This is a genomic window from Arthrobacter sp. Hor0625 (genome assembly GCF_052567525.1).
Window position 1 is genome coordinate 2,850,373 of the sequence record NZ_CP199586.1, and the last position, 26,987, is coordinate 2,877,359.

Genomic DNA, 26,987 nt, shown 5'->3' on the forward strand with positions numbered 1-26,987 from the left:
GTGGACACGCTGCAGGAACGACGGCGGACGGTCACGGCTGCAGGCGCGGAACTGGCCGTTTACGAGTACGGCCCGGAGCCGGGCCCGGCTGTGCCGACGCTGCTGCTGGTCCATGGCTACCCGGACGACCACAGGGTGTTCGCCGCCGCTGTCAGGGAGTTGGCCGCTACGCACCACGTGATCGCGTACGACACCCGAAACGCCGGCGCGTCCGCGGTCACCGCCGCACCCGGCGACTATTGCCTGGCCACCCTGGTGGACGACCTCTTTGCGGTGCTGGCCGCCGTCGGCGTCGCCGGCGTGCACCTGGTCGGCCACGACTGGGGCTCCATCCAGGGCTGGGCCGCCGTCCAGGATCCGCGGGCCGCCGGCCGGATCAGCCGCTACACCTCCGTCTCCGGGCCCGATCTGCGCCACTACTCCCGCTGGGTGCGCTCCCGGGTGCGCAACCCCCGGGCCTGGCCGCAGCTGGCCGGGCAGTTGCTACGGAGCTGGTACATCGCCGCCTTCCTGGTCCCGGTGCTGCCCGAGGCCGCCTGGCGGCTGGTGCTGGCCCGGCGCTACGAGCGGACCGCCAAGCGCGGCGTGGGAAACGACCCGGTCCGCGGGCTGGCGCTCTACCGGGCCAACTTCCGCTCCGGCCGGCACTGGCCGCCGGCCGCGCGGGTGACCCTCCCGGTGCAGGTCGTGGCCCCGGCCAGGGATCCCTTCCTTAGCCCGGACCTGGTCGACGGGCTGCAGGCCTGGGTGGATGACCTGCAGGTGGTCAGGGTGGACAGCGGCCACTGGTGGCCTGCCACCCGGCCCGCGGAGTTTGCGGCGCTGCTGCGCGGTGCTGACGCCGGACAATGAGCACGACGGCGCCCATCGTCCATCTGCTCTGCGGGTTGAACGGTGCGGGCAAGACGACGGTGGCCAAGCGGCTCGAAGCCACGCTTCCGGCGGTGCGCTTCAGCCTCGACGACTGGATGCTGCGGCTCCATCCGGGGTTGCACTACGCTTCCGATGAGTACGCACGCCGCGCTGAAGAGTGCAAAGTGCTGATGTGGGATATTGCCGTCCAGGTCTTGCGGACCGGGACCGACGTCGTCCTTGATTGGAACCAGTGGAACCGTGAGCGTCGGGCCCGGTGGCGGGACAACGCCAGGGAGGCGGGGTTCGGGGCCGTCTTGCACCACGTCCAGACGCCTCTCGGCGTCGCCATCGAGCGGACCCTCCTGCGGACGCTGGCGGCGGAACCCGGCACCCACCCCTTGACGGAGGCAGCGGTCCGCCATCTGGCGGGCATATTCGAGGAACCGGACGAATCGGAAGGGGTGCGGATCCTCAGGGTTGACGGGCCATGAACACGCTGTTCGGGTCCGCTGCGTAGGTGCCGAACGGCGGGCAGACCGTGAAGCCGTGCCGGGCGTAGAGCCGCCGGGCGGGCGCGAAGTAGTCCTGGCTGCCGGTCTCCAGGAACACCCGCCGGTAGCCGCGGGCGCGGGCTTCGGCGAGGATCCGCTCCAGCAGCAGGGCAGCGACGCCGCGGCCGCGGGCGTGCTGCGCGGTCCGCATGGATTTGATTTCGCCGCTGCCGGGGTCCAGTTCCTTCAGCGCCCCGCAGCCGAGCAGCTGCCCGCTGCCGTGCGGGGCCGGACGCGCGGTCCAGAAGGTGATGTCCGGGCCCGCCAGCGCCGCGGGATCGAGGGCGTGCACGCTCTCGGCGGGCGACGTGGCGAACATGTCGGCGAGGTGCTCGCCCAGCAGGCCGAGGACGTCGGTCCGCGCCGGGTCGTCCCGGGCTACCTCGATGGCCCCGGACCGGTGTGCCTGCGTGTCAGCGGGGACGGCGGGCGGCATGTTCGCGGGCCAGCACGGCGTACGTGTCGTCCGGCGCGCCGGGCGTGAAGCTGCCGAACTTGCGCTCCGCCGCCGTCTTGATCAGGAAATCCGCCAGTGCCGGATTCTTCGGCAGCAGCGAACCGTGCAGGTAGCTGGCGACGACGTTCCGGTAGCGGGCGCCCTCCTGCCCGTCGCTGCTGTTGTTGCCGGTGCCCTTGGCGGTGGTGCCCAGCGGCGTGACGCCCGGGCCCAGCGTGGTCTGGCCGCTGTGGTTCTCGTAGCCCAGCACGGTCCCGAATTCGGGGGAGGAGACCGACACGTTGCCGATCAGCCGTTCGTCCGTGCCGTGGGTCTCCACGTCGAGGACGCCGATCCCGGGGATCACCGCTCCCGTCCGGGTTTTGAAGAACTTCCCGAAGAGCTGGTAGAGCCCGCAAATCACCAGCATGGGCAGGCCGTCCTCGGCGAGGCCCTTCAGCAGGGGCCCGCGGGTGAGCAGATCGTCCTGGATCACCAGCTGACCGCTGTCCTGGCCGCCGCCGCCGACGATCAGGTCGACGCCGTCGGGAAACTCGTCGCCAACGTTGTATTCCAGCAGCTCGGGGGTGTAGCCATGCCAGCGCAGCCGCTGGGCCAGGACCAGGGCATTGCCCCAGTCCCCGTAGATGTTCATGTCGCGCGGGTAGAGCTGGAGCACGCGGATGGTGCCCTTGCCGGGCACGGCGGAGTCCGCCGGCGGCAGTTCGTGGCCGAAGGAGAGCCCGTCCGGGGTTTCGGGGGACGCCGGGGTCATGAGACCACCTCCACTGTGGTGATTTTGGACAGCTCGCGGCGGATAGCGAGCATGGCCGTGTAGGTGCAGAAGATCCGCTTGGGCTTGTCTTTGGCTCCGCGGATGAAGGCGGCCAGCGCCGGGGCGATCTCGGTGTCCACCGCGCCGATGGCGACGTCGTCGTACTGCAGCCGCAGCGCCATGTCGTAGGCGCGGGAGCCGGACAGCTGGTCCACGCCGCCCTCACGCAGGGTGTCGAACTCCACGTCCCACAGCCAGGACATGTCCCGGCCGTCGGCGTAGTTGTCGTTGATGGCAATCATCGTGGCGTAGCCGGCCGCCGGGAAGGACTTCAGGCCCAGCCGGAAGCCGCTGGGGTTTTTGACCAGCACCAGGTCCAGCGGCAGGCCGTCCACCACCAGGCTCTCCCCGCGGCCGAACGCCGGCGCCACGCGGGCCAGGGCCGCCAGCAGGCGCCCGTTGTCGGGTGCGGCTCCGTCCCGGCCACCGATGGCCCGGGCGAGGGTAAGGGCCGCCGCCGCGTTGAAAATGTTGTAAACGCCGCGCAGGAGCATGTGCGTGCCGACCGTGGCCCCGTCGTATTCGAAGTCGGCATCGTCGGCGCCTACCCGGCGAAGCACGACGTCGGCGGCCGGCTTGGGCGGCGCCGCCGGCACCGGGCTGCCCGGCGCGGCGCGCAGCTCGTCATCGTTGGGGAACGTGCTCAGCAACGAGTCGTCCAGGCCGAAGTAACGTACCTGCGGTGCGTTGGCCGCGCCCTGGCCGAGGGTGTCGGCGATCCGCGCCACCCGCGGGTCCTCGCGGTTGAGCACCACGGTGCCGGTGGTCTTCGAGGCAATGCGCTGCAGCAGTTCCGCGGTCTTATCGATTTCGCCGAACCGGTCCAGCTGGTCGCGCAGCACGTTCAGGAGCAGGCAGTAGCGCGGCGGAACCTTGTTGACGAAGTGCACGGCGTGGGCCTCATCGAGCTCCAGCACGGCGATATCTGCATCGAGCCGGCCCCGCCAGTCAACCTCGCCCAGCAGCGCCGCGGCCACGCCGCGGGTGAAGTTGCTGCCGGTGCGGTTGGTGAAGACTTTCAGTCCCTGGCTCTCCAGCAGTTCCACGACCATCTTGGTGGTGGTGGTTTTGCCGTTGGTGCCGCTGACGACGGCGACGCCGAGCGGGAGGGTGGCGAGCGTCCGCTGCATGAACCCCGGGTCGATTTTTTCGACCACAAGGCCGGGGAGGGCAGAGCCTCCACCCCGGAGCCGGGACACCCGGCGGACGAGCTTGCCGAGCGGAACGCTGAAGTAGAGCATGCTTTGTAATATATCCCAGCAGCGGCATGGAACCCGGTCCGGGGCCGGCCCGGGTGCGCCTCCCGGCACCGCCGAGCACTATGCTGGCATGATGACCACCCCCCTTTCTGCGCCCGGCTCCCGCGTGGGCTCCGGCCTGCGGATCGGCGTCCTGGCTCTCCAGGGCGACTTCCGCGAACACCTGCACGCGGTGGAGGCCGCCGGCGCTGCCGGCATCGGCATCCGCCGGCCCGCCGAACTGGACGGCCTGGACGGCCTGATCATTCCCGGCGGGGAATCGACGACGATCGACAAGCTCGCCAGGATCTTTGAGCTCCGTGACCCGCTGCGTGATGCCATCCGCTCCGGGCTGCCCGTCTACGGCTCCTGCGCCGGGATGATCCTGCTCGCCGAGGAGATCGCGGACCCGGCCACCGACCTGGCCGGCAACCCGCAGCAGACATTCGGCGGGCTCGACATCACCGTGCGGCGGAACGCCTTCGGGCGGCAGCGCGAATCGTTTGAAACCGACCTCGACTTCAAGGGCCTTGAGTTCAGTGCCGGCGCGGCCGGCGTCGATCCCGTGCACGCCGTGTTCATCCGCGGCCCGTGGGTCGAGCGCGTCGGTCCGGGCGTGGAGGTGCTGGCCAAGGTTGAACCGTCCCTCGCCGGCCACCCGGAATCCCTCGACGGGACGGCTAGAATTGTTGCAGTGCGTTCCGGCAAGCTGCTGGCCACCTCCTTCCACCCGGAAGTGACGGGGGAGAAGCGGGTGCACGAACTGTTTATTCGAATGATCAGAGGAGAAGCGTAAAGCATGTCAGGCCACTCCAAATGGGCGACGACCAAGCACAAAAAGGCCATCATTGACAGCCGCCGGGCCAAGTCGTTCGCCAAGCTGATCAAGAACATCGAAGTCGCGGCGCGCATGGGCGGACCCGACCTGGCCGGCAACCCCGGGCTGGAACTGGCGGTCACCAAGGCCAAGAAGACCTCCGTCCCCAACGACAACATTGACCGCGCCATCAAGCGCGGCGCCGGCCTGACCGGCGAGGTCGTCGACTACACCGAGATCATGTACGAATGCCGCGGCCCGCAGGGCTCGGCGCTGCTGATCGAGTGCCTTACCGACAACAAGAACCGCGCCGCCTCCGAGGTCCGGCTCGCGATCTCCCGCAATGGCGGCACCATCGCGGACCCGGGATCAGTCAGCTACCTGTTCTCCCGCAAGGGCGTCGTCTCGCTGCCGAAGAACGGCCTTACCGAGGACGACGTCCTGATGGCCGTGCTCGACGCCGGCGCCGAGGAAGTCAAGGACAACGGCGACAGCTTCGAGATCCACTCGGAGCCGAACGACCTGCAGGCCATCCGCGAGGCGCTCAAGGAAGCCGGCATCGACTACGACACCGACGAGGCCGAGTTCGTGCCCTCCATGCAGGTGCCGCTGGACCTGGACGCGGCCAAGAAGTTCATGAAGCTCGTGGACGCGCTCGAAGAGCTCGACGACGTGCAGAACGTTTATAGCAACGCCGACCTCAGCGACGAAGTGCAGGCCGCACTGGAAGCCGAGTGACCCTTCGCGTCCTCGGCGTCGACCCCGGCCTCACCCGCTGCGGGATCGGCGTCGTGGACGTCGAGAAGAACCGCCGGGCCACCATGGTGGCCTACGGGGTCGTCGGGACCTCCCCGGAGGAGGAGCTGGACCAGCGGCTGCTGGTGATCGCCACCTCCATCGACGACTGGCTCGACAAGCACGAACCGCACGTCCTCGCCGTCGAACGCGTCTTCTCCCAGCTCAACGTCAGCACGGTGATGGGCGTAGCCCAGGCCTCCGGCGTCGTCATCGCCGCCGCCGCCCGCCGGGGCATCCCGGTAGCCCTGCACACCCCGTCGGAGGTCAAGGCCGCCGTCACCGGCAGCGGCACCTCCAACAAGGACGCCGTCACCAAACTGGTGACCAAAATCCTGCGGCTGGACGCCCCGCCCCGGCCCGCCGATGCGGCCGATGCCCTGGCGCTGGCGATCACGCACGCCTGGCGTGCCGGGGGCGCGACGTCGGGCAGGGCAGCAGGCGCCGGGGCGCCAGGGGGGCAGTCGCTCACCGCTGCCCAGCGGGCCTGGGCCGACGCCGCCCCGGGTGGCCAGTCGCTCACGGCCGCCCAGCGGGCCTGGGCGGACGCGGAGGCCAAAGCGCGCCGTGCGCGCTGAATGTCCGGGCCGCTTGCTAGGGTATTCGTAGATATGTTCGGATGGCCGGCGCGTGCCGGCCGTACCGGCGGTAAGAGCTCAGCTGGACACCAGCTGTAACCCCAGGAGCCAGGCCTTGATCAGTTTTCTCCGCGGCACGGTGGCGCACGTCGGCCTGTCCTCGGCAGTCATCGACCTCAACGGCGCCGGCATGAGCGTGCACGCCACCCCGCAGACCCTCAGCCGGCTCAGGGTCGGTGACGAGGGCAAGCTGTTCACCTCGCTGATCGTGCGTGAGGACTCGCTGACGCTGTTCGGTTTCGCCAGCGACGACGAGCGCGAGGTCTTTGACATCCTGCTCAGTGTCAGCGGCGTCGGTCCCCGGCTCGCGCTGGCCGTGCTCGCCGTCCACGACCCCGAGGCCATCCGGGTCGCCGCCCACTCCGGGGACAACAAAGCCTTCACGAAGGTCCCCGGCATCGGGCCCAAGGTCGCCGGCCGGATCGTTTTGGAGCTGGCAGGCAAACTGGTGCCGCACGGCACCCCCGGAACCTCCGCGCCGGCCGTGTCCGCCGAGGCAGTCTGGAAACCACAGGTCATCGCCGCCATGACCAGCCTGGGCTGGTCCGAGAAGGACGCCGCCAGCAGCATCGACAAGTCGCTGGCCGATTCCCCCGGCCTCGCCGAGCAGGGCAACGTCGCCGAAATCCTGCGCGCCACGCTCCGCTGGCTCGGCCAGGACGGGGCACGCGCCGGGAACCGGGCAGGCGCCCGTGGCTGAGCCATCCCTGGTCGCCGGGGGAGAAGAACCCGAGGAACGCGCCATCGAGGCCGCCCTGCGGCCGAAAAACCTGCACGACTTCGTCGGACAGCACCGGGTCCGGAAGCAGCTGTCGCTCGTCCTGGAAGCCTCCCGGATGCGCGGCCGCAGCGCCGACCACGTGCTGCTTTCCGGACCTCCGGGCCTGGGCAAGACCACACTGTCGATGATCATCGCCGCGGAGATGAACGCCCCGTTGCGGATCAGCAGCGGCCCGGCGATCCAGCACGCCGGCGATCTGGCCGCCATCCTGTCCTCGCTCTCCGAAGGTGAGGTCCTCTTCCTCGACGAGATCCACCGGATGTCCCGCCCCGCCGAGGAAATGCTGTACATGGCCATGGAGGACTTCCGGGTCGACATCGTCGTCGGCAAGGGCGCCGGCGCCACCGCGATCCCGCTGGAACTGCCGCCGTTCACCCTGGTCGGAGCCACCACCCGCGCCGGGCTGCTGCCCGGACCGTTGCGGGACCGGTTCGGCTTCACCGGCCACCTGGAGTTCTACGCCGTCGAGGAACTGGAGCTCGTGCTGCGCCGCTCCGCCGGACTGCTGGACCTCAAGGTCAATTCCGCCGGTTTCAGCGAGATCGCCGGCCGCTCCCGGGGGACGCCCCGCATCGCGAACCGGCTGCTGCGCCGGGTCCGGGACTGGGCGCTCGTGCACGGCGTCGACCAGATCGACGCGCGCGCGGCGTCGGCGGCCCTGGACATGTACGAGGTCGACAAGCGCGGCCTGGACCGGCTGGACCGGTCCGTGCTGGAGGCACTGATCACCAAGTTCGGCGGCGGTCCGGTGGGACTGTCGACGCTGGCGATCGCCGTCGGTGAAGAAACCGAAACGGTGGAGACGGTTGCCGAGCCGTACCTGGTCCGCGAGGGACTCCTCGGCCGGACCCCGCGCGGGCGGATCGCCCTGCCGGCCGCGTGGACGCACCTGGGCTACGCGGTGCCCGCCGGGGTGGCCGGCCAGGATCCGCTGGAGCTGTTCCAGGCCGACGAGGGCGCGGCAGAGGCGGATCCGGAATGGATCCGTAACCCGCAGTAGCACTCACGCGCAGGCTTTTCCCTTTAGACTGGTATGACGCTCGGCACGTTCGGGCCTTTGTTTCCGTGTGCGGTCCCTGCCGGCCGTCGCAGGCCAGGCGAGGTAGTCCCGCCAGGTTTCCTTCCGGGGTCCGCCCCGGGCAGCCCCGGAACGAAGCGGACGATGCCCTCAATCAGCTTGCAAGTACAGAACGGAACTTTCCCTTGGATCCAATGACAATTCTCCTGTTCGTCATGCTCGGCGTGTTCGTCTTCATGATGTTCCGCCGCAACAAGAAGACGCAGCAGCAGCAGGCGGAGCTCCAGTCGAAGTTCGGCCCCGGCGTCGAGGTCATGACCAGCTTCGGCCTTTTCGGCCGCATCGTCGAGATCGACGAAGCCGAGAACAAGGTCCTGCTCGAACTCTCCCCGGGCAACACCGCCACGGTGCACCGCCAGGCCGTCACGAAGATCGTCGAGCCGGCCGCCGCCGCCGCTGAGCCTACGGTTGTTCCGGACGACGCCTCGTCGCTGACCGTCGGAAAGACCGACGCCACCGTCGACGGCGTCGAAGGCACAGCTCCCGCCGCCGAGACCCCGCGCAACGAAACTCCGGACGAAACCCTGCGCCGCCTGAACGATGAAGGCCGGAAAGACAGCTAGTCTGCCTCCTGAGCTATCCCGCGGAGCTACGGTGCGCGGGCATCCGCCGGCGCCGGCCCGTCAGGGCCCGCCGGCGGTTCTTCCGTAAACAATAGAAAGATCGACAATGGCACGAACTGGCCCCAAAAATTCAGCCCTCCGGGTGCTGGTCTGGCTTGGCGTTATCCTCGCCGTCCTGACGGCCGTCCTGGCGGGCGGCACCATGGCCGGGCAGGCAAGCTGGGCCCCGAAGCTGGCCCTGGACCTTGAAGGCGGCACCCAGATGATCCTGGCGCCCAAGGTAGCGGGCGGTTCGGACATTAACGAAGAGCAACTGAACCAGGCGGTGGCGATCATCCGCCAGCGCGTGGACGGCTCCGGCGTCGCGGAAGCCGAAATCAGCACGCAGTCCGGGCGCAACGTGATCGTCAGCCTGCCGGGCACCCCCTCCAAGGAGACCCGCAAGCTGATCCAGGCCTCCGCCGACATGAACTTCCGCCCGGTGATCCAGGCCGGCGCCGGCGCTCCGGTGCCCGAAGCGTCCCGGACCCCGGCGGCGAAACTGCCCAAGCCTACCGCCGCCCCGAAGAACGGCAGCGACGAGAACTGGGTCACGGCGGACGTCTACAAGAAGTTTGAGGCGCTCGACTGCGACAACCCGTCCCAGGACAAGCAGGAACGCTCCGACCCGGCCAAGCCGCTGGTCACCTGCGAACCCGCCGCCGACGGCCGGCCCGCGATCAAGTACATCCTCGGCCCGGTTGAGGTCAAGGGCTCGAACATCAAGTCCTCGTCCTTCCAGCTGCAGCGCGGCGCCCAGGGCGCCGTCACCAACGAGTGGGCCGTCGACATCCAGTTCGACGATGAGGGCACCGCGAAGTTCAAGACGGTCACCGAACGGCTGAACAAGTTCTACGTCGACGCCGGCGGCGAGACCGGCTCGGACCCGAAGGCGCAGTTCGCCATCGTCCTGGACGACCAGGTCATCTCCGCACCGCGGTCGCAGGCGGTCATCACCGACGGACGCCCGCAGATCACCGGCGGCTTCACCGAGCAGTCCGCCAAGGCGCTCTCCGACCAGCTGCGCTTCGGCGCCCTGCCGATCAGCTTCGATATCCAGAGCGAGCAGCAGATCTCCGCCACGCTCGGCGGCGAGCAGCTGCGCATGGGCATGCTGGCCGGTCTGATCGGCCTGCTGCTGGTTGTGGTCTACTCCTTGTTCCAGTACCGGGCGCTCGGTTTTGTCACCGTCGCCTCCCTCGTCGTCGCCGGCGCGCTGACCTACCTGGCCATCGCCATCCTCGGCTGGACCGAAAACTACCGGCTCTCGCTGGCCGGCGTGGCGGGCATCATCGTGGCCATTGGCCAGACCGCAGACTCTTTCATCGTCTACTTCGAACGCATCCGCGACGAACTGCGTGAGGGCCGCGGCCTGGTCTCCGCCGTGGAGAACGGCTGGAAGCGTGCCAAGCGCACCGTCCTGGCGTCCAAGGCCGTGAACCTGCTGGCCGCCCTGGTGCTCTACTTCGTCGCCGTCGGCAACGTCCGCGGCTTCGCGTTCACCCTGGGCCTGACGGCGATCGCCGACCTGATCGTGGTCTTCATGTTCACGCACCCGACCCTGCAGCTGCTGGCCCGGACCAAGTTCTTCGGCGAAGGCCACAAGTTCTCCGGCCTGGACCCGAAGCGGCTCGGTGCCGTGCCCCTCTACCGGGGTGCCGGACGGATCCGCACGCCGGAGGAGCGGCCCGCCGCCGCCCCGCGCGCCAAGAACAGCCGTGCCGCGGCCGAAGCCGAACGGCGCATGACCATCGCAGAACGGCGGCTCGCGGAACGGCAGGAACAACTCGCCGGGTCCAGCAAGAGCGCGTCCAAGGAAGGCAAGTAAATGGCCAGCTTCGCCACATTCGGCAACGACCTCTACACCGGCAAGCGGTCCTACGACTTCGTCGGAGCCAAGAAGATCTGGTTCCTGGTCGCCGCGGTCGCCGTCGCACTGTCGATCCTGCTGCCGGTCGTCAAGGGCGGATTCAACCTCGGCATCGAGTTCCGCGGCGGCTCCGAATTCACGGTCTCCAACGTCAAGGACCGCGACCCGGCCCTCGGCGAGAAGGCCGTCCAGGACGTCGTCTCCGGCACCCTGCCGCGCGTGGCCAACGTCGCCGGCAACACGATGCGGATCCAGACGGACAAGCTCAGCGACGATGAGACGCTCCGGATCAAGGACGGGCTCACCAAGGCGTACGGGGTCACCGACAACGAAGTGACCTCCACCTTCGTGGGCCCGACCTGGGGCGCGGACGTGACCAAGCAGGCGCTGATCGGCCTGGCGATTTTCGTCGGCCTCGCAGCGGTGCTCATGGCGCTGTACTTCAGGACCTGGAAGATGTCCCTGTCCGCACTCGCCGGCATGGCCGTGACGATGTTCATCACCGCCGGCGTGTACTCGCTCAGCGATTTCGAGGTCACCCCCTCGGCGATCATCGGCTTCCTGACCGTGCTCAGTTACTCCCTGTATGACACCGTGGTGGTCTTCGACAAGATCCGGGAAAACACCGCGGACCTGCAGGCTTCCACCCGGCGCACCTTCGCCGAGGAAGTCAACCTCGCCGTGAACCAGACCCTGGTGCGCTCCATCAACACCATGATGGTCGCCATCCTGCCGGTCGGTGCGATCCTCTTCATCGGCGCCGGACTGCTCGGCGCGGGCACGCTGCGGGACCTCTCGCTGGCGCTGTTCGTGGGCATCCTGATCGGCACCGCCGCGACCATCTTCGTCGCCGCGCCGCTGTACGCGTGGCTGCGCCAGGGCGAGCCGGACCTGGTCAAGCAGGCCAAGCGCGTCCAGCAGCGCCGGGCCGCCGACCCGGCCAGGCAGGCACCCGCCACGGCCTGACCGCCCGCGGTACACGAGCGCCCCGACGGGCCGGAGAACGTCCTAGCGGCGTCCTCCGGCCCGTCGGCGTAGGAGGCGCGGTTATCGAAGTATCCTGCCGCGGGAATAGACTTGAATAATTAACGGGTTTTGAGAGGTGCTTCAGTGGAAGAACGTTCGACGCCGGTGCCAGCCGCCCCGGCGGAAAAGGCCTCCGGCCAGGGGCCGGGAACCGGCGTCGTGGCTGCCGGCCGTTCCGACACGGCCGTGCCCGTCGACAACTCCGGAGCCCGGCCCACCTTCCCGGGCCGCCGCGAACGCACCCGCTCCCGGCTGGCCCGCCTCACCGGCCGCGGCACCCCCGCGTACTCGCCCATCCTCGAGCCGCTGCTGCGCACCGTGCGCGCCAACAACCCCAAGGACGACTTCGAGCTCATCCAGCGCGCCTTCGTCGTCGCCGAACGCTGCCACCGCGGACAGAAGCGCAAGAGCGGCGACCCGTACATCACCCACCCCGTCGCCGTCGCCACCATCCTGGCCGAACTGGGCCTGAACGGGACCACCCTCGCCGCCGCGCTGCTGCACGACACGGTCGAGGACACCTCCTACACGCTGGAGGACCTGAAGGGTGAGTTCGGGCCCGAGGTCGCGATGCTGGTGGACGGCGTCACCAAGCTGGACAAGGTCAGCTTCGGGGAGGCCGCCCAGTCCGAGACCGTGCGCAAGATGGTCGTGGCGATGGCCAAGGACATCCGCGTCCTGATGATCAAGCTCGCGGACCGGCTGCACAACGCCCGTACCTGGCGCTTCGTCTCCGCCGAGTCCTCGGCGCGCAAGGCCCGCGAAACCCTGGAGATCTTCGCCCCGCTGGCGCACCGGCTCGGCATGAACACGATCAAGTGGGAGCTGGAGGACCTGTCCTTCGCGGCGCTCTACCCGAAGGTCTACGAGGAAATCGTGCGGATGGTCGGGGAGCGGACCCCCGAGCGGGAGAAGAACCTCGCCGTCATCCGCAACCAGATCACCGAGGACCTGCGGACGGCCAAGATCAAGGCGACCATCACGGGCCGGCCCAAGCACTACTACTCGATCTACCAGAAGATGATCGTCCGGGATAAGGATTTCGACGACATCAACGACCTGATGGGCGTCCGGGTGCTCGTGGACTCGGTCCGGGACTGCTACGCGGCGCTGGGGGCCATGCACTCGCGCTGGAACCCGCTGCCGGGCCGGTTCAAGGACTACATTGCGATGCCCAAGTTCAACATGTACCAGTCGCTGCACACCACGGTGATCGGTCCGGGCGGCAAACCGGTGGAGATCCAGATCCGCACCCATGAGATGCACCGCCGCGCCGAGTACGGTGTCGCGGCGCACTGGAAGTACAAGGACCAGCCCAACCGCACCGCCGCGGGTCCGGGCAGCCCGCGCGACGGCGACATGGGCTGGCTCCGCTCGCTCGTGGACTGGCAGCAGGAAACCTCCGACCCGGGGGAGTTCCTCGACTCGCTGCGGTTCGAGATTAACGCCCGCGAGGTGTTCGTCTTCACCCCCAAGGGTGAGGTGATGGCGCTGCCGGCCGGTTCGACGCCGGTGGACTTCGCCTACGCGGTGCACACCGAAGTCGGGCACCGTACGATCGGTGCGCGCGTCAACGGCAAGCTCGTCCCGCTCAACAGTGAACTGAACCACGGCGACTGGGTGGAGATCTTCACCTCCAAGGCCGAAGGCGCCGGGCCCAGCCAGGACTGGCAGCACTTCGTCAAGAGCGCCCGGGCCCGGAACAAGATCCGGCAGTGGTTCAGCAAGGAGCGCCGCGAGGAGGCGATCGACCGCGGCAAGGAGCTGCTGACCAAGGCGATGCGCAAGCAGAACCTGCCGCTGCAGCGCCTGATGACCCACGACGCCCTCGCTGCGATCGCCGAGGACTTCAAGTACACGGACATCTCCGGCCTTTACGCGGGCGTCGGCGACGGTCATACCTCCGCCCAGTCCGTGATGGAGCGGCTCGTCGAGAGCCTGGGCGGCAACGAGACCCCCGAGGACGACCTCACCGAGGTGTCCATCCCCGCGCAGGTCAGCAAGGCCCGGTACTCCGACTCCGGCGTCGTGGTCCGCGGCGTCGATGACGTCTGGGTGAAGCTGGCGCGGTGCTGCACTCCGGTGCCGCCGGACCCGATCCTGGGCTTCGTGACCCGCGGCTCGGGCGTGTCGGTCCACCGCACCGACTGCACGAACGTGTCCGGGCTGATGGACCAGCCGGACCGGATCGTTGAAGTGGAGTGGGCGCCGACGCAGTCCAGCGTCTTCCTGGTCGAAATTCAGGTCGAGGCCCTGGACCGCAAGTCGCTGCTGTCCGACGTCACCCGGGTGCTGTCCGAGAACCACGTCAACATCCTTGCCGCCAGCGTGCACACCTCGACCGACCGGGTCGCGATCTCGAAGTTCGCATTTGAGATGGGCGATCCGAAGTACCTGAGCCACGTGCTCAGCGCGGTCCGCCGGATCGACGGTGTCTTTGACGTCTACCGCACCACCGGGAACCGCCGCCGCAGCTGACCGCGGCCGTTACCGCCGCTGGCGGTTGACGCTGGCAGCCTCACTCGAGGGCGGCCAGCGTCGCCAGCGCGGTCTTCCGGTACGGCAGCCGCGGGACTGCCTCGACGGCCCGGCGCAGCAGACCCGTGCGGATGCCCAGCGCGGGCGTGTCGAGGAAGGCTTGAAGGGCCGGTAATGCCCGCGCGGCCTCGACGTGCAGGGCGATATCCACCGCGGTCCGCAGCGGGCTGGACACCAGTATCCCGCCGAGGCTCACGACGTCGAAGGGGCCCAGCTTCACCTCATGGAAACTGCAGCCGCGGGTGGCGCGCAGGCTCGACACCCGGCGGTTGGCGTCCACCAGCAGGGCGAGCCGGTCCGGTTCGGGCGCGCAGCCGAAAATCCAGGCCGCGGTCATCCGTCCCGCGACGACCCGCTGCCGTACCGGCGCCGGAAGGGCGCAGGCGACGGCCCGGGCACGCAGCCGCGGGGTGGACTGCGCACCGGGCGGCAGGAACCCGCGCTGGGCGAACCGGACGAGCACGCCGTCGGCCGCCATGGCCTGCAGTTCCGGCCAGGAAAAGGGCAGGCCGGGGGAGTAGAGCACCTCAGGGGTGTCGTCGGCGGCGTGCAACAGAACCATCCAGCCATGGTCGCGCCCGGCCCGGGACGCAGGACAGGCCCCCTTCCGGTCATGTGGATAACCGGAACGGGGCCTGTCCCTTCGGCAGTAGTTGCCAGGCGGCGGCTGCCTGGCCGCGCCGTACTGCTAGGAGAGTTCGCTGGCGGAGCGTTCGAGCTGCTCCAGCCAGGCCTGGCGTGCCTCGAGGGCTTCCCGGGCCGCCGCGATCTTCCGCTCGTCCCCGGCCTTCTCGGCCTGGGCCAGGTCCTCCTTGAGGCCGGCGATGGCGGATTCCAGCTGGGTCAGGGCGCTGTTGGTGCGGGCCTTGGTCTCCGGGTTGGAGCGCTGCCAGTTCTCATCCTCGGCGTGGCGGACAGCGTCCTCGACCTTCCGCAGGCCCGCTTCGATCCGGCCCATGTCGGCCCGCGGGACCTTGCCGGCGTCTTCCCAGCGGTCGCGGATGGACTGCAGGGCCTTCTTCGTGGCGGCGAGGTCCTTGATCGGCAGGAGCTCGTTCGCCTCGGCCAGCAGGGCTTCCTTCACCACGAGGTTCGCGCCGTATTCTTGGTCAATCTCGTCGTTGGCGGCCTGCCGGTTGGTGAAGAAGACGTCCTGGGCCGCGCGGAAGCGGGCCCACAGCGCGTCGTCGTCCTTGCGGCTGGCGCGGGGCGAGGCCTTCCACTGGTCCATCAGGCGCCGGTATTCGCCGGCGGCGTAGCCCCACTCGGTGGAGGAGGACAGCGCCTCCGCCTCGGCGATCAGCTTTTCCTTGGCGGCCTTCGCCGCCGAGTTGATGCTGTCCAGCTGGGAGAAGTACGCGCGGCGGTGCCGGTCAAAGACGGTGCGGGCGGCGCGGAACCGCTTCCAGAGGGCGTCCTCGTTGCTGCGGCCCAGCCGGACCCCACTCTTCTGGGCGGTCTTCCAGCTCTCGAACAGCTCGTTCATCCGCGCGCTGGAGGTCTTCCACTGCGTCTGGGCAGGGTCGTTCCCGGCGATCTGCTCGGCTTCGGCGACAATCGCCTCGCGGGCGGCGAGTTCGGCGGCGCGGACGGCGTCGTGCTCGGCCTTTTCCGTCTTCTCAAGCTCGGTGATCTGGCCGGAGAGGGTGTCCAGCCGGGCCTCGGCGGCGCGAAGGTCGCCCACCATGTTGCGCTCGGCAAGGATTTCCCGCAGGTGTGTCACGGTCTTCTGCATGTCGGTGGCCGGCGCCTTGGACGCCACCCGCTGCTCCAGCAGGACGATCTGGGCGAGGACGTCGTCGTATTTACGCGCGAAGTAGCCCAGCGCCTCGTCGTCGCTGACGCCCGGGTACTGGCCGACCGGGTGCTCCTCGCCGTCGATGGTCAGGAAGACGTGGCCGTCTCCCTCCACCCGGCCCCAGCGGGACGCTTCGGCCAGGGAGGCGGCGCTTGACGCGGCAGCGGCAGCGGTCACCACGGGGGACGGCGCGGCCTTGGGCCGGGCGGCGAAAGCGGCCGGAGAGGGCGCGGGGCGCGGTGCAGGCGACGGCGCGGGGGCCGGGGCTGCTGCACCTGCCTCGGGGGCCGTGGCCGGGGCCTCGGTCTGGTTGGCAGCTGCTGCCACTGTTTCGTCGGATTTCTGACTGTCTGTCACCGCTAGAAGTCTTTCGCTTGGAGGGAAATACCGGCACCGCGGCCGCACGGGCCCCGGCTGGTTACTTCAGAGAGAACGAGTCTATCGTGACTGGTTCCACAGGTGCGCCGTCCGTTGCGCTGGAACCCGGTTTAATTCCCGCCGCCGCGATCTTGCTGACCACGTCGAGTCCGGAGGTGACCTTGCCGACGACGGTGTAGCCGCCGGCCGCGTCGGCGGGGATCTGGGTGTCCTTGTAGACGATGAAGAACTGGGTTCCGTTGCCGTAGGCGTTCCCGCCGGTCCGGGCCACGGCAATGGTGCCGGCCGGGTATTTGTTGTCTGCCGGGGTGTTCTCCAGCGGGCCCCACGTGTAGGCAGGGTCGCCGCTGCCGTCGCCGGACTTGGAACCGCACTGCAGCACCCCGAAGGACTCGGCGGTGGTCAGCCGGTGGCAGCTCAGGCCCTTGTAAAAGCCCTGGTCCGCGAGGGACTTGAAGACGGCGGCGGCCTGCGGGGCCTTCGTGCCGTCCAGTTCGACGCCGAGGCTGCCGCGGTTCAGCGCCAGCGTGCCGGTGAACTTCTTGCCGGCCGCGGTTTCCGGCTTCGGGATCTCCGGCCCGTTGCTCGCGGCGGCGGATGGGCTGGCGGTGGGGCTCTCGAGGCCGGCTTCGGCAGCCTTGAAGTCGTCCTCGCTCGGGTTGCCGGAGAACACGGCGAGCTGCAGCACGAGCGCCAGGACAAGGGCGGCGCCGCCGCCCGCGGCGGCGACGATGTTGTCGCGTTTCCGCCGCCGGTCCTGGTCACGGCGCAGCTCCCGCTTGGCCTCCATCTGCTGGACGCGCCGCTTGGCCTCGCGTGCACTGCGTGAACTGGCCGCCAAAAGTCCTCCTGGAAGTAGGGCCGCACCCGGTCGGCGCCGGGGCGCCGGTCCGGTGCAGCGCGCGAGCTGCCGGCAGTACTGTCCGGGCGCCGCCGCATTAGAGATGAGCGCGCCGAGAGCATAAACTGACTGCCGCACACAGTTTATGCATGACCGGCCGGTCTGCGCGGGACGCCGCGGCCGCTGCGCCCGCGCACCTTCCCGCCGCCGTCGTAACCCGAGGAGAAAATTCCACCATGGCACGCACCGCCTCCCTGTCCGGATTCCCCGAGTGGCTTCCCGAGGAGCGGTTGGTGGAACTGCATGTGCTGGACACCCTGCGGCGGACCTTCGAGCTGCACGGCTTCTCGTCCATCGAGACGCGCGCCGTGGAAACCGTCGGGCAGCTGCTGCGCAAGGGGGAGATCGACAAGGAGGTCTACGGCCTCAGCCGGCTCCAGGACGACGCCGGCGACGCCGCGGACGCGGCCTCCGCCTCGCACAAGGCGGACCCGCACGCCCTGGCCCTGCATTTCGACCTCACCGTGCCGTTCGCCCGCTTCGTGGTGGAAAACTCCGGTTACCTGGCCTTCCCGTTCCGCCGTTACCAGATCCAGAAGGTCTGGCGCGGTGAGCGCCCGCAGGAGGGCCGGGCGCGCGAGTTCACCCAGGCGGACATCGACATTGTCGGCGACGGCGAGCTGCCGTTCCGCTACGACGTCGAGATCGCGCTGGTGATCGCCGAGGCCTTGTCCGCCCTGCCGATCCCGGACTTCCTCCTCCGGATCAACAACCGCAAGCTGGCCGAAGGCTTCTACAACGGCATCGGCCTCACCGACACCGCCGGGGTGCTGCGCAGCATCGACAAGCTGGAGAAGATCGGTCCCGCCAAGGTCGCCGAGCTGCTTAAGTCGGAGCTCGGCGCCACCGAGGAGCAGACGCAGGCCGCCCTCAAGCTCGCCGGCATCCGCACCCCGGACACGTCGTTCGTCGAGCAGGTCCGTGCCCTCGGCGTGAGCAACGAGCTGCTCGAGGAGGGCCTGAACGAACTGGAACAGGTCATCGCCGCCGCGGTCCAGCGCGCCCCGGGCAAAGTCGTCGCGGACCTCAGTATCGCTCGCGGCCTCGACTACTACACCGGCACCGTCGTCGAGACGGTCCTGGTGGGCCATGAGCAGCTCGGCTCGATCTGCTCCGGCGGCCGTTACGACGCGCTGGCGAGCAAGGGCAACCGCAAGTTCCCCGGCGTCGGGCTCTCCATCGGCGTGACCCGGCTGGTGTCCCGGATCCTCAGCCAGGACCTCGCCAAGGCCTCCCGGGCCGTCCCCACGGCCGTGCTGGTGGCCTTGAACGACGACGGCAGCTGGGGCGCCGCGCAGGATGTCGCGGCGCAGCTGCGCGCCCGCGGGATCGCGACCGAGGTCGCGGCGAAGGCCGAGAAGTTCGGCAAGCAGATCAAGTTCGCTGACCGCCGCGGCATCCCGTTCGTCTGGTTCACCGACGACGACGGCAAACACCAGGTCAAGGACATCCGCACCGGTGAGCAGGTCGACGCCGACCCCGCCACCTGGGCCCCGGCCGAGGAGGACCTGCACGTCCGGGTGACCCGGGCCTAGCTGTACAGCTAGGCCGGGTCAGGCCCCGTTGCGGGCCCGGAGCCGCAGCACCAGCGCCCGCCCGGCGATCCCCGCCGCAAGCACCGCGGCCATCCCCAGTGCCGAGGCCGGCGGCAGCGTCAGCGCCAGGAGTACGCAGCCGGCGAAGCCCAGGACGTTGAGCCAGCGGGGAGCGAAGCGGCGCGGGCCGGCCAGAGTGAACGCGGCGGCGTTGGCCACCGCGTAGTAGACCAGCACGCCGAAGCTGGAGAAGCCCACCACGGTCAGCACGTTGGTGGTCAGCAGCAGCACGATCACCGCCGCCGCCACGGTAAGTTCGGCAACGAACGGGACCGTGTGCCGCCCGCCGACCCGGGCCAGGACAGGGGGGAGGTCGCGTTCCCGGGCCATCGCCATCGTCGTCCGGCCAACCCCGGTGATCAGGGCCAGCAGCGCGCCCAGGCACGCGGCGGCGGCGCCCGCCTGGACCAGCGGCACGCCGGCGCGCAGCCCGGAGTCCGCGACGGCGTCCAGCAGCGGGGCAGAGGAGGCGGCCAGCCGGTCCGCCGGCAGGTGCCACTGCAGCAGCACGGCCAGGCCAAGGTAAATGACGAACGCCCCGGCGAGGGCAGCGAGGATGGCGCGCGGGATCGTCGTCGCCGGGTCCTTGACCTCCTCGCCCAGGGTGGCGATCCGCGCGTAGCCGGCGAAGGCGAAGAACATCAGTCCGGCCGCCGGGAGCACGCCCCACGCCCCCGCCGCCGTCATCCCGGATGCCAGGGTCCCGGACGCCGCGCCGGCCGGGTGCGGGCCGATCAGCGCCGCGGCCGCCACGAACGCGATGGTGGCGAGCACGACCGCCAGCAGGATTTTGGTCAGCAGCGCGGTGCGCGTGATGCCGAGCAGGTTCACACCGGTCAGCACGACGACGGCGGCCACCGCTATCGGGGTGGCGAACCCCGGCGCCACGTAGTGCCCGAAGGTCAGGGCCATCGCGGCGCAGGACGCGGTTTTGCCGGTCACGAACCCCCAGCCGGCGATGAACCCCGGCCATTCGCCCAGCTGCCGGCGGCCGTAGACGTAGGTGCCCCCGCTGGAGGGATACCGGGCGGCGAGCTGGGCGGAGGCGACGGCGTTGCAGTAGGCCACCACCCCGGCCACGGCGACCGCAACGGCCAGCAGCGGCCCGGCCAGGGCGGCGGCGGGGGAGAACACCACGAACACGCCCGCCCCCAGCATCGACCCGAGGCCGATCGCGGTGGAATCAACGACGCCGAGGCGGCGCTGCAGCTGCCCCGGCGGGGTGGGAGGGAGGGCCATGGCGGACGGGTCCTTTCCAGCGGGTAAACTCAGACGGGACCGTTCCCGCAATGGTCCACCCTAATACCACCTGTTTTCCTGCTGAAAGGCGAGCTGTGCTGCGCACACACGACCTCGGATCGCTTCGTTCCGAGCACATTGGACAAACCGTAACCCTCGCCGGCTGGGTCGGCCGGCGTCGTGACCACGGTGGTGTCGCATTCGTGGACCTGCGCGACGCCTCGGGCGTCGCCCAGGTCGTCGTCCGTGAGGAAGAGGTCTTCCATGGCCTCCGTAACGAGTTCGTGCTGCAGGTCATCGGCACGGTCGCCAAGCGCCCGGAGGGCAACGAGAACCCGGCGCTGGCTACCGGCGAGATCGAGGTCATGGCCGAGAAGGTCACCATCCTCAACACCTCGGACCCGCTGCCGTTCCAAATCGACGAGCACGTCGAGGTCGGCGAAGAGGCACGCCTCAAGCACCGCTACCTGGACCTGCGCCGCCCCGGCCCCGCCCGGAACCTGCGGCTGCGCTCGGAGGCCAACCGCGTGGCCCGTGAGCTGCTGCACCAGGACGGCTACGTCGAGATCGAGACCCCCACCCTGACGCGTTCGACGCCGGAAGGCGCCCGCGACTTCGTCGTGCCCGCCCGCCTCGCACCGGGTTCCTGGTACGCCCTGCCGCAGTCGCCGCAGCTGTTCAAGCAGCTCCTGCAGGTCGGCGGCTTCGAGAAGTACTACCAGATCGCCCGCTGCTACCGTGATGAGGACTTCCGCGCGGACCGCCAGCCGGAATTCACCCAGCTCGACATCGAAGCCAGCTTCGTGGAGCAGGACGACATCATCAACCTCGGTGAAAGCCTCGTCAAGGCGCTGTGGAAGCTGATCGACGTCGAGATCCCCACGCCCATCCAGCGCATCACCTACAACGACGCGATGGCCCGGTACGGCTCGGACAAGCCGGACCTGCGCTTCGGCCGGGAGCTCACCGAGCTCACCGAGTTCTTCAAGGACACCAACTTCGGCGTCTTCAAGGCTCCCTACGTCGGTGCCGTCGTCATGCCGGGCGGCGCCTCGCAGGCCCGCCGCGCCCTTGACGCCTGGCAGGAATGGGCCAAGCAGCGCGGCGCCAAGGGCCTCGCCTACGTGCTCTACAAGGAAGACGGCGAGCTGGCCGGCCCCGTCGCCAAGAACCTGACCGAGACCGAACGCGCCGGCCTGGCCGACGCCGTCGGCGCCAAGCCCGGTGACTGCATCTTCTTCGCCGCCGGTGAGAAGACCCCGTCCCGGGCGCTGCTCGGCGCCGCCCGCGTCGAGATCGGCCACCGCACCGGCCTGATCAACCCGAGCGACTGGGCCTTCTGCTGGGTCGTCGACGCGCCGATGTTCGAACCGGCCGCAGCCGCTGTCGCCTCCGGTGACGTCGCCGTCGGCGGCGGCAAGTGGACGGCCGTGCACCACGCCTTCACCTCGCCCAAGCCGGAGTTCATGGACAGCTTCGACACCGATCCGGAATCGGCGCTGGCCTACGCGTACGACATCGTCTGCAACGGCAACGAAATCGGCGGCGGCTCGATCCGTATCCACCAGGGCGACATCCAGGAGCGCGTCTTCAAGGTCATGGGCCTCTCGCACGAGGACGCGCAGGAGAAGTTCGGCTTCCTGCTCGAGGGCTTCAAGTTCGGCGCGCCCCCGCACGGCGGCATCGCGTTCGGCTGGGACCGCGTCGTCTCGCTGCTCGCCGGCGTGGACTCGATCCGCGACGTCATCGCCTTCCCGAAGTCCGGCGGCGGCTACGACCCGCTGACCCAGGCGCCGGCACCGATCACGGCCCAGCAGCGCAAGGAAGCCGGCGTGGACTTCAAGCCGGAGGCCAAGAAAGCCGCGCCTCCGGCGGACGGCGCCAAGTAGCCTGGCGTGACGATCAGCAAAGGCTTCCCGGGCAACCGGGGAGCCTTTGCTGTCTCTTAGAAGTAGGGGGAGGGGGGCCGCATGGCAGCGGAACCGATGCCTGGGATCGAAGCGCTGATGGACGCCGCGTGGGCCGCCCCCGACCGGGAGGAGCATGCGGGCTGGGTCCTCCGCGCGGCTTCCGGGGTGACCCAACGGGCCAACTCCGTGTGGCCGCGCGAACCTGGCCCGGATCCGCACCTGCTTTCAGCGGCTCTCAGGCAGGCGCGCCTTTGGTACCGGAAACGCCGGCTCCCGCTGATCTTCCAGGTCTTCGACGACCCGCGCTCCGCGCCGCTCAACGCCCTGCTGGACGCCGAAGGGTTCACCCGGCAGTCCGAGACCCTGATACTGGTCCGGGACGGCGGGACGGTGGTTCCTGCCGCCGGCGGCGTCGAAATATCCGAGGCTCCCACTCCGGAATGGCTGCGGCTGTGGTGGAGTGTGGACGGCCGCGGTGGCGACAAGGACCTCGCCGTCGCCCGGGGAATTCTTGAAGCGTGCCCCTCGCTGTACGCCCTCGTGCGCGACGACGGCGGTGAGCCGGCCGCCGTCGGGCGCCTGTCCCTGCCGCCGGAAGCCGGCGGCGCCGCGGGCGGGCTGTACTGCATGGCGACACGCCCGGACGCCCGGCGGCGCGGTTACGCCTCCCGCATCCTGCAGGCGCTGCTGCGCGAAGGCGAAGCCCGCGGTGCCACGTCCTTCTGGCTGCTGGTGACGGCCGCCAACACCGGAGCCCGCGAACTTTACACCCGCGCAGGGTTCCGGCCGGCCGGCCGCTACATTTACCGGCAGGAACGCCCCACGAGGCACCTCACGGGCTGCTGACCAGGTGCCTCAGTCCGGTGCGTCCCGGGACCCCCGGTACCGGAGAAGCCTCGAGGTGATGGCCGACGCCAGATAGAAGGACACCAGCGCATACGCTGCCCCGGCCGCGATGATCGCAGGGATACTGCCGCCGTCCATGAACAACGCACCGCACGTCAGCAGGACGGACGCCAGCCCGGCACCCCACGCCGCGGCGCGGGCCTGGCTCCTGACCGACGGGAACGGCAATTTCCAGGCCTGCACGAACAGCCCCGCGACGGCGCCGGTTGCCGGGGCCAACGCCATCCCGGCACCGACCGGCACACCGACCAGGATGGGGATGATCCCCGGTCCGCCCGGTCCCCATGTCGCGGCGAGGACGGGGTCGAGGACCCGCTGGAGGGCCGAAATTGCGCTCAGGACAGCGCCGACAGCCGCGCCGGTTGCCATACCGGCAAGGACTGCCAGCAAATACAACGGCAGCAGTAACGACCCGAGCTTCTGGCCGGCGGTTTGTGGCATGGGCCCACCCTAGCGGCCATCACTGAGGGATTCCGGGGAACCCCTCCGGCCGGGCCGCAGCCAGCCCTAATACTGTCGGTGCTCCCTGCTTTGATGGGGGTATGAAAAGCAGCGCGGCTTTTAGTACGGAAACCCAGGAGGCGGCGGCGGCCGTCGCTGATTCCGCCGTTGCGTTGAATGCTCTTGTTGGCGCGGCTTCCTCCGGCTTGCCCGACGGCGGGTACGAACCGCAGCCGGATGGTGCTGATCCGTTGCGGGAACGGGCGGAAGCGTGTCTGGACGGTTTCGCGGAGCTGGCGCGGCTGGATGCGCGGAGCGCGGCGTTGCGGGCCCGGATCACCGCGGAGTATCTGGACGCGACCAAGGCGTTGGCGGCACCGGAACTGCCCAACACCGCTCAGGAGATGGCGGAGGTCGCCGAGGTCGCAGGTGCCATGACCGTTTCCGAACGCACGGCCGGGGCGCTGATCTCCGACTGTGTGGCACTTACGGAAAGGCTGCCGCTGACCCTGAAAGCCCTGCAAGCCGGGACCCTCTCGTGGCAGCACGCCCGGATCATGGTGGATGAGACAGCGAACTTGGACGCAGCCGGGGCGGCGGCGCTGGAAGCGCACTTCCTGGACCCGGGCGCGCCGGACCCGGCGCGCGGCTGCCCGGCCGGGGAGCTGGTTCCGTGCCGGTTCCGCGCCAGGGCGCGCACCTGGCGCGAACGCCACCATCCTGTGAGCATCGAGGCCCGGCACGTCCGGTGCGCGGCGGACCGGCGGGTGGAGTTCGTTCCGGACAGCGATGGCATGGCGTGGTTCAACGCGTATCTTCCGGCGGAGACCGCGGCGGGGATCTGGAACCGCACCACTGCCGGGGCGAGGGCGTTGCAGGGCCCGCTGGAGGCCCGGACCCTGACCCAGCTCCGCGCCGACGTCGCGGCCACCCTGCTCCTCACCGGCAACGGCGGCACTGGCGCCAGGACCGGTGACGGCGCTGACATTCGTGGCGGAACGGTCGGCACCGGACACGGGACGGACGAGCGCCCGGTCGTGTGCGGTGACGTCCTTGACGGGAACACCGTGACTGGGGATATAGCGGGCGCGGGCATCGTGGGCGGGGAGGTGCCGGTTCCGCGGGCGCAGGTCCTCGTCACCGTCCCGGTCTTCTCGCTTCTAGGAGTGACGGAGGAGCCGGCGATGCTGGACGGGTACGGGCCGATCCCGCCGTCGATGGCCCGGCGTCTGGTCGCCGGCGGCGCGGATTCGTTCCACCGGGTCCTGGTTGATCCGCGGGACGGGGCGCCGCTGGAGATCGGGCGGACCAGTTACCGGGTCACCAAGGCCCTGCGGCAGTGGTTGCGCCTGCGTGACGGCAGATGCCCGTTTCCCGGCTGCAACAACTCTTCCCTCGACACGGATGCCGATCATGTGCTGGCCTGGGCCGAGGGAGGGACCACCGGGATCAGCAACCTTGGCCAGCCGTGCCGGAAACACCACCGCCTCAAACACGCCAGCGCGTGGCGGCCCGTCGGGGCCACGAAGACCAGCCCGCCGGGCTGGATCTCACCGGCGGGGCGGACTTACGCCAGCGAACCCCAGGACTGGGAACCACCAACCTGGCCGGACAACATCCCGCTCACCGACGCAATCTTGGAATCCGGCGCGCCAGTGGACGAGGGCAGGGCTGGCGATCCCGGGTGGGATCCCGACATGGGGCTGCCTGCGGACCCGTTCACGGACTGGTTCCAGTTCACCGCAGACCAGGAACCTGAACCGGAAGCTGGCCCGGACGACCCCGGCTTGGATCCCGGTATGGAGCTGCCTACGGACCCGCTCGCGGACTGGTACCAGTTCACCGCCGCCTGACCCCGTCGCTGGCCCAGGGCAACCACTGCTGGTCTGCGTTACGCGGCGGCAGTGCCCGGAACAACCGCATCGGCTGTAGTGATCGGGTCAGTCGTTGATGGCCTCGACGCCGAGCCGGTTCAGTTCTTCCAGGTGATTCCGCATGTGCTGCAACACTTCGGGAGAGTGTGGCTGCCAATCCCGAACTTCATCGACCACCCGCAGCGGCTCGCGGGTTCGGTAGGACCTTGTCGGGTTTCCCGGAAACTTCTTGTCCGTCAGATTGGGGTCGTTCTCAAACGGGCCCGTTGGTTCCACGCGGTAGATCCTGCCCGGTCCCTCGCCGGCCCCGAGTTCGGCGCCCCACGTGGCGGCATCGAGGGTTGCGGTCAGGTAGATGAAGTTCGACTTTTTGCGTGCACCAAAATTCGAGCTGTAGCCCGGTTCCAGCAGGTCCCCCGGCTTCAGGTCAGCCTTGGTGCCGTGGAAAAAGGGCCCCGGATCCTGGACCTCGGGCGCCTCGGGATGGTCCTCCATGCATTCCTCCTCGACGTCGTTGTCCCAATTGCTGCCGGCGGCCGCTGGCGTAAGCAGCCCGTCGCTCCAAGATAGCCGCCTTGTCCGCCAGGAGGGCACGGTACGGGCACCGGCCAGGGACACTGATGGGGGAGAGGGCATTTCAGCACTGGGAACCCCAGGTGTGGCCGGAGAAAAATCGGAACAATCACCCGGTGTGAACCACATCGTGCTGAACCAACGAACGGGCCACAGCCATGCGCCTCGGCGGTCAGATTGCCGCACCAGCCCGTTCCGGACGCAAAAGGATGGAGGCATCCCATGAAAGTAGTTCTGGCGGAATCCGCGGCGATGATGGCCATCGGTGACGGTGTCCTCGGGCTGGTGTTCCCGGTCCAGCACTCGATCCGCTGGGAGTCCGGCCCGGAACCGTGGCGCAAGTACATGCGTATGTGGGCCGGGCATCCCGGACTGACCAGGGCCGTGAGCGCCCTGCAGATCGCCGCGGGCCTGGTGCTGGCATCACGCCTTCCTGCGGCTCCGGCACGCAAGTAGCACTGATCCCGACGGCGGGGCCGCCCCGACGCTTTCTTTGGGCCCGGCCCGACGCCGGGCCCGCCCGGGGACGGGCGGGCTCGGGGCTGGCCCCAGGTCCGAGGCTGCCGCTAAGCCGGCGGGTCCGTCACCACGATCCGCACGGCGCACAGGTCCGCGGCGGCCTTCTTCAGCACCGCCGCCCGCGGGTCGGGGACATCCAGGAAGGGCAGCCGGCCCAGCGCCGCATAGCTTTTCAGTACGGGTTCGGCCAGCACCTGATCGGCCAGGGTGCGGTCGCCGCCCGGGGCGAGGTATTCGATGCTGTGGTCCGCGAAAACCCGGGCTGCATGCTCGGCGACGGCCTCGACCAGGGCGTCCGCCTGGTTGGCCCGGCGCCGGGCGAAGCGCTGCTGGGACCAGCCCCCGGCCGCGGTGCGGGACTGCACGTGCCGGGTCCCGGTCTTGGACGCGAGCACCCGGCCCTCGGAGACCACCGCGACCGAATAGCCGCCGCGGCGCACCAGGACCGCCCCGAGGCGCCGCGGCTGCGAGGCCAGGGACGCCAGCCGGGCCACAGGGTCGCCCCCGCGGCCGGGGCGGCCGTCCACCGGCCACGGCGGCAGCAGCAGCGCGGTGGCGCCGTCGGCGGCGATCAGCCGCAGCCCGGCATCCTCCGGGTCCTCGCGCAGCTCCCCGTGGCTGGCGGCGAAACGCTCCACCCAGCCGGGCAGCCGGTCGCCGGACACGAATGCCACTCGCGTGTCGGGGCTGGCCATGGCGCGGGTCTCCGATGTGAGGTGCGGACGGGGTTACAGGGGCGGCCGCCGTGTCGGGGCGGCCGGGAACTAGAAGTAGCCTATCTATGTGGATGATC

Annotated in this window: 26 protein-coding genes; 16 read left to right on the forward strand and 10 right to left on the reverse strand. The window is 69.6% G+C overall.

Going from position 1 to position 26,987, the window contains the following annotated elements:
* Together ACTWLI_RS13145 and ACTWLI_RS13150 are read left to right on the forward strand one after the other, a co-directional pair.
* Entirely contained in the window at positions 1-852 is an 852-nt protein-coding gene (locus ACTWLI_RS13145) for an alpha/beta fold hydrolase (protein WP_445154244.1), read from the forward strand.
* The gene (locus ACTWLI_RS13150) at positions 849-1,346 is read left to right on the forward strand and encodes an AAA family ATPase (RefSeq protein ID WP_445154245.1); all 498 of its coding nucleotides are present in this window, start codon (positions 849-851) and stop codon (positions 1,344-1,346) included. The genes ACTWLI_RS13145 and ACTWLI_RS13150 overlap by 4 nt, the downstream gene beginning before the upstream one ends.
* On the opposite strand, the gene ACTWLI_RS13155 is transcribed toward ACTWLI_RS13150, so the two are convergent.
* The 3 genes from ACTWLI_RS13155 to ACTWLI_RS13165 are packed head-to-tail and all read right to left on the reverse strand — an operon-like array spanning position 1,327 to position 3,918.
* The gene (locus tag ACTWLI_RS13155) at positions 1,327-1,842 is read right to left on the reverse strand and encodes a GNAT family N-acetyltransferase (protein ID WP_445154246.1); all 516 of its coding nucleotides are present in this window, start codon (positions 1,840-1,842) and stop codon (positions 1,327-1,329) included. The genes ACTWLI_RS13150 and ACTWLI_RS13155 overlap by 20 nt on opposite strands.
* Positions 1,820-2,617: a type 1 glutamine amidotransferase gene (locus tag ACTWLI_RS13160; protein WP_445154247.1), complete on the reverse strand. Its 798-nt coding sequence runs from the start codon at positions 2,615-2,617 to the stop codon at positions 1,820-1,822. Before ACTWLI_RS13160 ends, ACTWLI_RS13155 begins: the two co-directional genes overlap by 23 nt.
* Positions 2,614-3,918 (reverse strand): MurT ligase domain-containing protein, encoded by a 1,305-nt coding sequence (locus tag ACTWLI_RS13165; RefSeq protein ID WP_445154248.1) that lies wholly within the window; start codon positions 3,916-3,918, stop codon positions 2,614-2,616. Before ACTWLI_RS13165 ends, ACTWLI_RS13160 begins: the two co-directional genes overlap by 4 nt.
* Before the next feature lie 91 nt (positions 3,919-4,009).
* Between ACTWLI_RS13165 and pdxT the strand changes: the two genes are divergently transcribed.
* From pdxT to ACTWLI_RS13210, 9 genes are all read left to right on the forward strand, one after another.
* Complete coding sequence (gene pdxT / locus ACTWLI_RS13170) at positions 4,010-4,711, forward strand: pyridoxal 5'-phosphate synthase glutaminase subunit PdxT (protein ID WP_445154249.1); 702 nt, start codon at positions 4,010-4,012, stop codon at positions 4,709-4,711.
* 3 nt (positions 4,712-4,714) lie between these two features.
* On the forward strand, positions 4,715-5,470 hold the full coding sequence (locus ACTWLI_RS13175; RefSeq protein WP_445154250.1) for a YebC/PmpR family DNA-binding transcriptional regulator: 756 nt from the start codon (positions 4,715-4,717) through the stop codon (positions 5,468-5,470).
* Positions 5,467-6,105 (forward strand): crossover junction endodeoxyribonuclease RuvC, encoded by a 639-nt coding sequence (ruvC, locus tag ACTWLI_RS13180; RefSeq protein WP_445154251.1) that lies wholly within the window; start codon positions 5,467-5,469, stop codon positions 6,103-6,105. The genes ACTWLI_RS13175 and ruvC overlap by 4 nt, the downstream gene beginning before the upstream one ends.
* A 115-nt stretch (positions 6,106-6,220) precedes the next feature.
* A complete protein-coding gene (gene ruvA / locus ACTWLI_RS13185) occupies positions 6,221-6,865 on the forward strand; it encodes a Holliday junction branch migration protein RuvA (RefSeq protein WP_445154252.1) in 645 nt (214 codons plus the stop codon).
* Positions 6,858-7,946, forward strand: coding sequence for a Holliday junction branch migration DNA helicase RuvB (ruvB, locus tag ACTWLI_RS13190; protein ID WP_445154253.1), 1,089 nt, complete (start codon positions 6,858-6,860; stop codon positions 7,944-7,946). The genes ruvA and ruvB overlap by 8 nt, the downstream gene beginning before the upstream one ends.
* A gap of 212 nt (positions 7,947-8,158) precedes the next feature.
* A complete protein-coding gene (yajC, locus tag ACTWLI_RS13195) occupies positions 8,159-8,587 on the forward strand; it encodes a preprotein translocase subunit YajC (protein WP_445154254.1) in 429 nt (142 codons plus the stop codon).
* A 106-nt stretch (positions 8,588-8,693) separates the two neighbouring features.
* The gene (gene secD / locus ACTWLI_RS13200) at positions 8,694-10,454 is read left to right on the forward strand and encodes a protein translocase subunit SecD (protein WP_445154255.1); all 1,761 of its coding nucleotides are present in this window, start codon (positions 8,694-8,696) and stop codon (positions 10,452-10,454) included.
* Positions 10,455-11,462, forward strand: coding sequence for a protein translocase subunit SecF (gene secF / locus ACTWLI_RS13205; protein ID WP_445154256.1), 1,008 nt, complete (start codon positions 10,455-10,457; stop codon positions 11,460-11,462).
* Positions 11,463-11,606: 144 nt separating this feature from the next.
* Positions 11,607-14,000: a RelA/SpoT family protein gene (locus tag ACTWLI_RS13210; protein WP_445154257.1), complete on the forward strand. Its 2,394-nt coding sequence runs from the start codon at positions 11,607-11,609 to the stop codon at positions 13,998-14,000.
* A 40-nt stretch (positions 14,001-14,040) separates the two neighbouring features.
* On the opposite strand, the gene ACTWLI_RS13215 is transcribed toward ACTWLI_RS13210, so the two are convergent.
* The 3 genes from ACTWLI_RS13215 to ACTWLI_RS13225 form a co-directional block, all read right to left on the reverse strand.
* Positions 14,041-14,622 carry a type IV toxin-antitoxin system AbiEi family antitoxin gene (locus ACTWLI_RS13215; protein WP_445154258.1) on the reverse strand — a complete coding sequence of 194 codons (582 nt, stop codon included), beginning with the start codon at positions 14,620-14,622 and terminating at the stop codon, positions 14,041-14,043.
* Positions 14,623-14,748: 126 nt separating this feature from the next.
* On the reverse strand, positions 14,749-16,215 hold the full coding sequence (locus ACTWLI_RS13220; protein ID WP_445154259.1) for a DUF349 domain-containing protein: 1,467 nt from the start codon (positions 16,213-16,215) through the stop codon (positions 14,749-14,751).
* Between the two features lie 61 nt (positions 16,216-16,276).
* A complete protein-coding gene (locus ACTWLI_RS13225; RefSeq protein WP_445154260.1) occupies positions 16,277-17,077 on the reverse strand; it encodes a peptidylprolyl isomerase in 801 nt (266 codons plus the stop codon).
* Positions 17,078-17,313: 236 nt separating this feature from the next.
* On the opposite strand from ACTWLI_RS13225, the gene hisS reads away from it, so the two are divergent.
* Entirely contained in the window at positions 17,314-18,672 is a 1,359-nt protein-coding gene (gene hisS / locus ACTWLI_RS13230; protein ID WP_445154261.1) for a histidine--tRNA ligase, read from the forward strand.
* Between the two features lie 18 nt (positions 18,673-18,690).
* Here the strand turns inward: hisS and ACTWLI_RS13235 are convergent, their stop codons facing one another.
* Positions 18,691-19,971 carry an APC family permease gene (locus tag ACTWLI_RS13235; RefSeq protein WP_445154262.1) on the reverse strand — a complete coding sequence of 427 codons (1,281 nt, stop codon included), beginning with the start codon at positions 19,969-19,971 and terminating at the stop codon, positions 18,691-18,693.
* 95 nt (positions 19,972-20,066) lie between these two features.
* Between ACTWLI_RS13235 and aspS the strand changes: the two genes are divergently transcribed.
* The gene (gene aspS / locus ACTWLI_RS13240; protein WP_445154263.1) at positions 20,067-21,860 is read left to right on the forward strand and encodes an aspartate--tRNA ligase; all 1,794 of its coding nucleotides are present in this window, start codon (positions 20,067-20,069) and stop codon (positions 21,858-21,860) included.
* Between the two features lie 81 nt (positions 21,861-21,941).
* Complete coding sequence (locus ACTWLI_RS13245; RefSeq protein WP_445154264.1) at positions 21,942-22,727, forward strand: GNAT family N-acetyltransferase; 786 nt, start codon at positions 21,942-21,944, stop codon at positions 22,725-22,727.
* A 9-nt stretch (positions 22,728-22,736) separates the two neighbouring features.
* Here the strand turns inward: ACTWLI_RS13245 and ACTWLI_RS13250 are convergent, their stop codons facing one another.
* The gene (locus ACTWLI_RS13250; protein ID WP_445154265.1) at positions 22,737-23,228 is read right to left on the reverse strand and encodes a hypothetical protein; all 492 of its coding nucleotides are present in this window, start codon (positions 23,226-23,228) and stop codon (positions 22,737-22,739) included.
* Between the two features lie 101 nt (positions 23,229-23,329).
* Here ACTWLI_RS13250 and ACTWLI_RS13255 point away from each other — a divergent pair, with 101 nt between their 5' ends.
* Positions 23,330-25,081 carry a DUF222 domain-containing protein gene (locus tag ACTWLI_RS13255; protein WP_445154266.1) on the forward strand — a complete coding sequence of 584 codons (1,752 nt, stop codon included), beginning with the start codon at positions 23,330-23,332 and terminating at the stop codon, positions 25,079-25,081.
* Positions 25,082-25,168: 87 nt separating this feature from the next.
* On the opposite strand, the gene arr is transcribed toward ACTWLI_RS13255, so the two are convergent.
* Positions 25,169-25,597 carry an NAD(+)--rifampin ADP-ribosyltransferase gene (gene arr / locus ACTWLI_RS13260; RefSeq protein WP_445154267.1) on the reverse strand — a complete coding sequence of 143 codons (429 nt, stop codon included), beginning with the start codon at positions 25,595-25,597 and terminating at the stop codon, positions 25,169-25,171.
* A 300-nt stretch (positions 25,598-25,897) separates the two neighbouring features.
* Between arr and ACTWLI_RS13265 the strand changes: the two genes are divergently transcribed.
* The gene (locus tag ACTWLI_RS13265; RefSeq protein ID WP_445154268.1) at positions 25,898-26,131 is read left to right on the forward strand and encodes a hypothetical protein; all 234 of its coding nucleotides are present in this window, start codon (positions 25,898-25,900) and stop codon (positions 26,129-26,131) included.
* A gap of 110 nt (positions 26,132-26,241) precedes the next feature.
* On the opposite strand, the gene ACTWLI_RS13270 is transcribed toward ACTWLI_RS13265, so the two are convergent.
* A complete protein-coding gene (locus ACTWLI_RS13270; RefSeq protein ID WP_445154269.1) occupies positions 26,242-26,889 on the reverse strand; it encodes an acVLRF1 family peptidyl-tRNA hydrolase in 648 nt (215 codons plus the stop codon).
* Between the last annotated feature and the right edge of the window lie 98 nt (positions 26,890-26,987).

Excerpts from the sequence above, each read along its gene's own strand:
- ACTWLI_RS13150 (WP_445154245.1), top strand. The coding sequence starts at position 849 with ATGAGCACGACGGCGCCCATCGTCCATCTGCTCTGCGGGTTGAACGGT.
- ACTWLI_RS13155 (WP_445154246.1), bottom strand. The coding sequence starts at position 1,842 with ATGCCGCCCGCCGTCCCCGCTGACACGCAGGCACACCGGTCCGGGGCC.
- ACTWLI_RS13160 (WP_445154247.1), bottom strand. The coding sequence starts at position 2,617 with ATGACCCCGGCGTCCCCCGAAACCCCGGACGGGCTCTCCTTCGGCCAC.
- ACTWLI_RS13165 (WP_445154248.1), bottom strand. The coding sequence starts at position 3,918 with ATGCTCTACTTCAGCGTTCCGCTCGGCAAGCTCGTCCGCCGGGTGTCC.
- pdxT (WP_445154249.1), top strand. The coding sequence starts at position 4,010 with ATGACCACCCCCCTTTCTGCGCCCGGCTCCCGCGTGGGCTCCGGCCTG.
- ACTWLI_RS13175 (WP_445154250.1), top strand. The coding sequence starts at position 4,715 with ATGTCAGGCCACTCCAAATGGGCGACGACCAAGCACAAAAAGGCCATC.
- yajC (WP_445154254.1), top strand. The coding sequence starts at position 8,159 with ATGACAATTCTCCTGTTCGTCATGCTCGGCGTGTTCGTCTTCATGATG.
- secD (WP_445154255.1), top strand. The coding sequence starts at position 8,694 with ATGGCACGAACTGGCCCCAAAAATTCAGCCCTCCGGGTGCTGGTCTGG.
- secF (WP_445154256.1), top strand. The coding sequence starts at position 10,455 with ATGGCCAGCTTCGCCACATTCGGCAACGACCTCTACACCGGCAAGCGG.
- ACTWLI_RS13215 (WP_445154258.1), bottom strand. The coding sequence starts at position 14,622 with ATGGTTCTGTTGCACGCCGCCGACGACACCCCTGAGGTGCTCTACTCC.
- hisS (WP_445154261.1), top strand. The coding sequence starts at position 17,314 with ATGGCACGCACCGCCTCCCTGTCCGGATTCCCCGAGTGGCTTCCCGAG.
- ACTWLI_RS13235 (WP_445154262.1), bottom strand. The coding sequence starts at position 19,971 with ATGGCCCTCCCTCCCACCCCGCCGGGGCAGCTGCAGCGCCGCCTCGGC.
- ACTWLI_RS13245 (WP_445154264.1), top strand. The coding sequence starts at position 21,942 with ATGGCAGCGGAACCGATGCCTGGGATCGAAGCGCTGATGGACGCCGCG.
- ACTWLI_RS13250 (WP_445154265.1), bottom strand. The coding sequence starts at position 23,228 with ATGCCACAAACCGCCGGCCAGAAGCTCGGGTCGTTACTGCTGCCGTTG.
- ACTWLI_RS13255 (WP_445154266.1), top strand. The coding sequence starts at position 23,330 with ATGAAAAGCAGCGCGGCTTTTAGTACGGAAACCCAGGAGGCGGCGGCG.
- arr (WP_445154267.1), bottom strand. The coding sequence starts at position 25,597 with ATGGAGGACCATCCCGAGGCGCCCGAGGTCCAGGATCCGGGGCCCTTT.
- ACTWLI_RS13265 (WP_445154268.1), top strand. The coding sequence starts at position 25,898 with ATGAAAGTAGTTCTGGCGGAATCCGCGGCGATGATGGCCATCGGTGAC.
- ACTWLI_RS13270 (WP_445154269.1), bottom strand. The coding sequence starts at position 26,889 with ATGGCCAGCCCCGACACGCGAGTGGCATTCGTGTCCGGCGACCGGCTG.